This window comes from Komagataeibacter europaeus LMG 18890 (genome assembly GCF_000285295.1).
Taxonomy (GTDB): Bacteria; Pseudomonadota; Alphaproteobacteria; order Acetobacterales; family Acetobacteraceae; genus Komagataeibacter; species Komagataeibacter europaeus.
In genome coordinates, this window is record NZ_CADP01000132.1 from 1 (window position 1) to 6,570 (window position 6,570).

General features: G+C 55.0%; 6 protein-coding genes. 3 read left to right on the forward strand and 3 right to left on the reverse strand.

Going from position 1 to position 6,570, the window contains the following annotated elements:
- Together GEU01_RS18705 and GEU01_RS18710 are read right to left on the reverse strand one after the other, a co-directional pair.
- On the reverse strand, positions 1-903 hold a 903-nt coding region (locus tag GEU01_RS18705; RefSeq protein WP_019087287.1), incomplete at its 3' end, for an IS630 family transposase.
- A gap of 42 nt (positions 904-945) precedes the next feature.
- Positions 946-1,167 carry a hypothetical protein gene (locus GEU01_RS18710; protein WP_232272621.1) on the reverse strand — a complete coding sequence of 74 codons (222 nt, stop codon included), beginning with the start codon at positions 1,165-1,167 and terminating at the stop codon, positions 946-948.
- Between the two features lie 68 nt (positions 1,168-1,235).
- On the opposite strand from GEU01_RS18710, the gene GEU01_RS18715 reads away from it, so the two are divergent.
- The 3 genes from GEU01_RS18715 (at position 1,236) to GEU01_RS27365 (ending at position 5,980) form a co-directional block, all read left to right on the forward strand.
- Positions 1,236-1,418 carry a hypothetical protein gene (locus GEU01_RS18715; protein ID WP_019087289.1) on the forward strand — a complete coding sequence of 61 codons (183 nt, stop codon included), beginning with the start codon at positions 1,236-1,238 and terminating at the stop codon, positions 1,416-1,418.
- A 1,663-nt stretch (positions 1,419-3,081) separates the two neighbouring features.
- Entirely contained in the window at positions 3,082-5,484 is a 2,403-nt protein-coding gene (locus GEU01_RS27360; RefSeq protein WP_157212889.1) for an autotransporter outer membrane beta-barrel domain-containing protein, read from the forward strand.
- Entirely contained in the window at positions 5,456-5,980 is a 525-nt protein-coding gene (locus GEU01_RS27365) for an autotransporter outer membrane beta-barrel domain-containing protein (RefSeq protein ID WP_019087290.1), read from the forward strand. The genes GEU01_RS27360 and GEU01_RS27365 overlap by 29 nt, the downstream gene beginning before the upstream one ends.
- 235 nt (positions 5,981-6,215) lie before the next feature.
- On the opposite strand, the gene GEU01_RS18725 is transcribed toward GEU01_RS27365, so the two are convergent.
- On the reverse strand, positions 6,216-6,570 hold a 355-nt coding region (locus GEU01_RS18725; protein ID WP_019087291.1), incomplete at its 5' end, for a transposase.

The window sequence follows — 6,570 nt, forward strand, 5'->3', positions numbered from 1 at the left end:
GACGAGAGCGAAAAACCGCTCCACCTGATTGATCCATGAGGCCCCGGTCGGCGTAAAATGAACGTGCCAGCGCGGGCGCCTGGCCAACCAGTCACGGATCAGCTTCGTCTTGTGGGTGGCATAGTTATCCATCACCAGATGGATATCGAGGTCAGTCGGCACATTGGTTTCGATCTGGTCAAGGAATTTGCGGAATTCCGTGGATCGGTGCTTCGGATAACACTTTCCAATGATGGTGCCGGTGGCAATGTCGAGAGCTGCGAACAGTGAGGTCGTACCGTGGCGGGTATAGTCATGTGTCCGCCGCTCGACCTGGCCGGGCCGCATCGGGAGCATGGGCTGGCTGCGATCCAGCGCCTGGATCTGGCTCTTCTCATCCACGCACAGTACCAGCGCACGCTCCGGCGGTGCCATATACAGACCAACGATGTCGCGGACCTTCTCCACGAAGAGGGGGTCGTTCGACAGTTTGAAGGTCTCTGTTCGATGCGGCTGTAACCCGAACGCTTTCCAGATGCGATGGATCGTTGACGGTGCATATCCCACGGCCTGTGCCATCGAGCGCAGCGACCAATGCGTAGCACCGCGCGGGGTTTCTTCCAGTGTCCGGCGGATCGTCTCCGCGATTTCCCCGTCGCCGATCGAGCGTGGTGTCCCCGGCCGGGGTTCATCGTAAAGCCCGTCCAGACGGTCCGTTGCAAAACGCCGGCGCCACTTGCCAACCGTGTTGATGTCCGCGCCCGTCAGGTCACGGATCGCCTTGTTCTCATGCCCATCGGCTGCGGCAAGGACAATACGGGCTCGCCGCGCAAGCGCCTGGCCCGTCTTGCGCGCCCTTGCCAGAGATTCCAGTTCCTGACGCTCCAATGCCGTCAGTTCAATCGCAACCGCTACACGTCCCATTCGATTACCCCTGCCATCAGGATAATCATATAAACTTCTCGATCAGGACACTAGGCCGGAATACAGCACGGCATAGCGGGCATTGCACAGTAGCTGTGTCCGGGGCGACAGCTTTGCGTTGTCCAGCGTTGGCAACTGCTGTCCCGCGCCCAGTTCCGCGCACCCTTCGGCGTAGGCGGCATGAGGCGGGCACAGGGTCACAAGCCAGACCAGAAGGGGCAGGACATACCGTGTCATGCGAAAGGCAGGGCAATGTCGGGACACGGTCTGGCGTTATCCATCTGTTCTGGTAAAACGGGGTCTATCCATGAAACATCTGATGGGGCAGGGCAATGGCCGAGCAACCTGATTCAGGAAATCCCGGTCCGCAGGACTCCTTCGTCCTGCATCGTCGTGAACTGCCCCCCACGCGGCGCGAGCGTATGTTGCGCATTGGCCTGCGTGTGGTAACGGTCGTGTTGCTGGCGGCGGCGCTGATCGACCTTGTCATGCAACTTGCCGCACATGGTCGTTAAGGAACTGGGATGACAGCCTGCGCATTATAAAGAAGTTTCTGGTGAAGCCTTTTCAGAAAGCCTCCGGAAACGCCGCCTTTTTGACAAAAGACGGCACCCCCGAAACTGATTGCAGAATGCCGTGACGTTATCACCCTGTCTGGCGCGGCGGTTTCCATGCCACCGGTCAAACGGGGGACGGAAACAATAACTGCAACCTGCAGATCGAATCAGCAAAAGCCAGGCTGGAACGTGTTGATACGAAATATGTTCTGAGAACACGAATTGATTTCTATATTAAAAATCAGGCTCCTTCTGCGGCGCGCGTTTCGCAGTCTGAAGCGGCGTATCCTGATTTCAGAATTCTTTACGCTTGATCCGTATATGTTCGAAATCCTGCCTTTTCATTATAGCGACTGGTTCCATTTTGGCCTGACTGAAGATGTGCCGCCTGATAATATAATGGATGCAAGGTATTGCGAAATAAACCCATACCAGGAATCGATAGACTATTGATAAAATAAATTTTTCAGAATTTATGTTGTATTATCATGATTGCCATACATGTATAAAGTAATATATTGGTATTAAGGTGGGAAAATTCCATATTGCCGACACCACTGAAGTAAGGACATATTTTAATAAATATGAACATGTGGACAATGATAGATATATTTATTCTATATGCATACCGTATGTTGTGTGAAAAAAAATAATAAACAATAATGATAAAATCAATTATGAATTTATTTTATAAAAATATATAATAATATTTAAAGTCGAATTTTATCAGAATGTTATGGAAATAAATTGACAATACCGGATAATATTATTGTAAAATTATTTATTAATTCCATTGTGGTATTGTTAAAAAATAAAACGTAGAAACTAAAAGAAACGCCTAAGTATTTTTCAGGGGTTCCAAGTTCACGCTAACAAGACATATGGGAAATCTATATTCCAAATCGACACGGATAACGTAAAGGTCCGGCTGTTATCCTTCCCGTGATCGTCAGGGACGTTATGCGCCTTGAACGCGTATAACGCTCTTTCTGAGCGTGAAGCACGCGAAAGGTCGTTTCGCGCCCTTTCGCCATGGCATCCTCAAAGGTTTTCCCACGGACCTGTACCGTCTTGGCAGGCTTTTCGCTTCACATTCCCTGTCTGGTATACGTCAGTTTAACCGTCTGTCCGTCGCCTCCGAAATGACGACGGCGAGGCGTTTACCCCGACACGATCTGTCCTGATCGGCTGACATGCGGTACGCGGGGCCAGCAGATAGCAGCCCGACATCAGCTCCTGCTGCGCCTGAACCAGCAGAAACAGCCGCTCCCATAAGCCAGTCTTTCCCTGCCGGTATCCGGTAGTGAATGATCTGTATGATTTGTGCTGAAGGAAGCCATGTCTGTCGATCATGGCTTCCTTTTTTGCCCGAACATTTTAGATGACTCTTAACAAAATATGACTACAGACATGCTTGTCAATTGGTACAGGCTGATCGTCTTCAGTCTTCTCATGGTGCCTGAAACAGTTTTGTGGTCCCGGATCAAGGAATCCTGCGGTTAAAAAACGCTTTTTCCTTAACCGACCTGCATCATAGGGTTTGCATATTACCTGTCATATATCCTAAAAATACTGAAAGGTTTCCAATCTGATCCAGAAATATTATGAAAAATTTGGCATTATGAAAAAAAACGGGCTGCTTCTGAAGATTTCTGTCGGGGTTTCAACGGTCATCCTGGCTTTGACGGACACGTGTGTTGTTGCCGTGGCGGACGATGTCTCTGGCACGGAGAACTTTACCCTTGCGCCGGGTGAATCCCTGGTGGTCGATGATGACAAGGCGCTGTCGATCAAGAAACCGACCGATATATCTGTTGATATCGGTGCGGGGGCAAAGGTTGTCGGGTCTGATGATGGTATCCACGGTGGCAATGCGACTGCCGGCACCGTGACCATCACCAATAGCGGCACCATTGAAAGTACGCAGGGTGGCCAGGGGATCGACCTGAATGATTTTGTAGGGCCCGATAACAAGACGACCATTACCAACAATGCAGGTGGCCTGATCAAGGCAGACGATGCCGATGGCATCCGCCCGGGTGCGAACGCCACGGTGGTGAATGCGGGCACGATCTATTCCGATGGTGCGCTGGGCGACAGCCATGATGGCGTCGATTTCCAGGAAGCGCCGACCGGCACTGTCATCAACCAGGCCGGGGGACTGATCTCCGGCGAACGTCACGGTATCACGACCGACGGGTACGTGGATGTCTATAACGCCGCGGGGGCGACGATCATAGGCCGTAATGGTTCGGGCGTCGGGTCCGATGGCACCGGCAAGGTTGTCAATTACGGCACCATCATTGGCGGTTACAACGGATCGGGCACCGGCGATGGAGATGGCGTGGATATCGACGGTTATGCCACCGTTGACAATTACGGAACCATCAAGGCTGAAGGTGCTGCGGGCGTTGATAAGGGCGGCAGCCTCAATATATCCGAAGCACTGACCCTGACCGGTGGCGGCACCATCATAAATGAGAAAGACGCCGTCATCAGTTCTGTTCAGGTCGGGGTGACCCTGTGCTGCACTCTCTCGCCTTTCGTCGCCTACAATTACGGGACGATCCACGGCACGGACATTGGCGTCAGCGCCATGAGCACAACTACTTTATACAATTATGGTAGTATTACCGGCGATTATCATGCTTTCGAGACATATGTCGGCCCGGCGAACATTACCCTCTACAATTACGGAACGATAAGCAGCCCGCAACAGGATGCCCTGTTCATGGGGCCGGACAGCAAATACGATATCTATATGTATGCCGGTTCGAAAATCCACGGGAATATCGAAAGTTATGGTGCGGTCACATTCCATAACGATGCCGATTACACGATGGCCAATACCCTTATCGGTAGCGGCAGCCTCACGAAAGCCGGGTCCGGCCTGCTGGATTATACCGGTGACGGTTCGGGTTACAGCGGGCAGGCCGATGTAACGGCCGGGACGCTGGCAGTTGACGGCAATCTGGCCTCTGCCCCGGTGACGGTCGAATCAGGTGCGATGCTGGAAGGCGGCGGCCAGGTCGGCAGCGTTGTCGTCGATCAGGGCGCGGTCCTGCAGGGTGGCCGGAACGGGACGGGCACGCTGTCGGTGAACGGTGACCTGCAGCAGCAGGCGGGTTCGGCTCTGGTGGCCAATGGCGGGCATGTGTCGGTTACGGGTAGCGCGACAATCGCGCAGGGTGCGCAACTGGTCATGTCGCAGGGCGTTCTGGGCGGCCTGCGGAATGCAGGGACGGACGGGTACCGGGTGCTCAGCGCAGCGCATGGCGTGAGCGGAACCTATGCACTGCAGGGCGATACGCAGGTTTCGTCTTTTGAATCCATAATAGACGCATATGACGCCAATGATGTCTATCTGCGCACCGAACAGACCCGTGCCTTTACCGACGTGGCGGTGACACGCAACCAGAGGGCCACCGCCGGGGCGCTGGATGCACTGGCAAGTAGCGGCATCGCCAGTGCGGTCGGGCTTGTCGGCAGCGATGCGCAGGCACGGCAGGCGCTGAATGCGACATCGGGTGAAATCCATGCCTCAGCCCGAACCGCACTGATCCAGGACAGCTTCTACCTGCGTAACGCGGCAATCGACCGCCTGCGTGGCGCGGCATGTGATCCGGGGGCGGGACCGCAATCGACTGCCAACCTGCATGGTCGCCGCACCGATGGCACATGTCAGCAGGAGCACGCCGCGTTGTGGGGCGAGACCTATGGCGGATGGGGTCACAATTCAGGCGACGGGAACGCCGCGGGCATGCATCACAGTGTCGGTGGCTTCATCCTTGGTGCGGATACCCCGGTGTTCGGTACGTGGCGTGTTGGCGGACTGGTCAGCTATGGCCATTCGGCCTTTGACGTCGGCGGGCGCGATTCCTCGGGCCACAGCAACACCGTGTCGGTGGGTGGTTACGCGGGCACGCACTGGGGGCGGCTGGCGCTGCGGATCGGGGCGACATATTCGTGGGACATGCTGGGCATGAACCGGCCAGGTGGCGTTCGCGGGATATTCCTCACGTGAAAGCAGTGCCTACATGGTGGGCACGGCACAGGGATTTGGCGATCTTGGTTATCGCTTCAATGCAGGCCTGGTTGCACTGGAGCCGTTCGCCAACGTCGCCTATGTCAACCTGCATACCGACGGGTTCCACGAACATGGTGGCAATGCCGCGCTGGTGGGGCGCGCGATGGACACCGGCACCACTTATTCCACCTTCGGACTACGGATGTCATCAAGCCTGCGGGCAGGGGCGGTCATGCTGGTGCCTAACGCCAGCTTTGCCTATCGTCATACCTTTGGTGAACTGACGCCCACCACGCGGGAATATTTCGCGCAAGGTGGCGGGACGACATTCGATATCGCGGGCGTGCCGCTGTCTGAAAATGCAGCGGTGGTGGATGCCGGCCTGAAAGCGGTTATGAGCGACCGCATCGATGTGGGGGTGTCCTATATCGGGCAGTACGGTGAACGTTCCAGGGATACTGGTATTCGTGGGAAGTTCCGCCTGAAGTTCTGATCTGGAGACTGTCTGGCCCCGACAGGGAGCGTACGTCGCCTCTCCTGATCTTGTGTGAAGTCATGGTCTGTCAGAAGCCATGACCGTTGACGGGTTCAGGATGAGGCCCCCTGTACTGGAGATTGCCGGGATGCGGCGGAATTATGCGTCTATACTTGATGTAGTGACAGAAGTGCCGGAACGAGGTGTTGTGCCCGTCATGTGCGCAGCAGAGGCTGATACCAACCGTTGATTGCTATAACCTATGAGCCCACTTGCGCAGTCCGATTGACATGATGCGCCATGGTTGATCGACGAGCTGGTTCCAGGCATGGCAGGCGATATCAACGATATCGTCATAGGTTCTGAAGATCCTGTTTGAGAGCCATGTATTGCGCAGGAACTGCCAGAGATTTTCCACCGGGTTCAGTTCAGGAGCCCGGGGAGGCAGCGGGAGAATGGTGATATTGTAGGGAACATCCAGCTTCTGACTGGTATGCCATGCCGCCTGATCCACAATGAGGACGGCGTGAGCGCCCTGCGCGACCGTGCGTGAAATCTCCGCGAGATGGAGCTGCATGCCGTGCAGGTTGCAGACAGGGAGCACGAGG

Excerpts from the sequence above, each read along its gene's own strand:
- GEU01_RS18715 (WP_019087289.1), top strand. The coding sequence starts at position 1,236 with ATGGCCGAGCAACCTGATTCAGGAAATCCCGGTCCGCAGGACTCCTTC.
- GEU01_RS27360 (WP_157212889.1), top strand. The coding sequence starts at position 3,082 with ATGAAAAAAAACGGGCTGCTTCTGAAGATTTCTGTCGGGGTTTCAACG.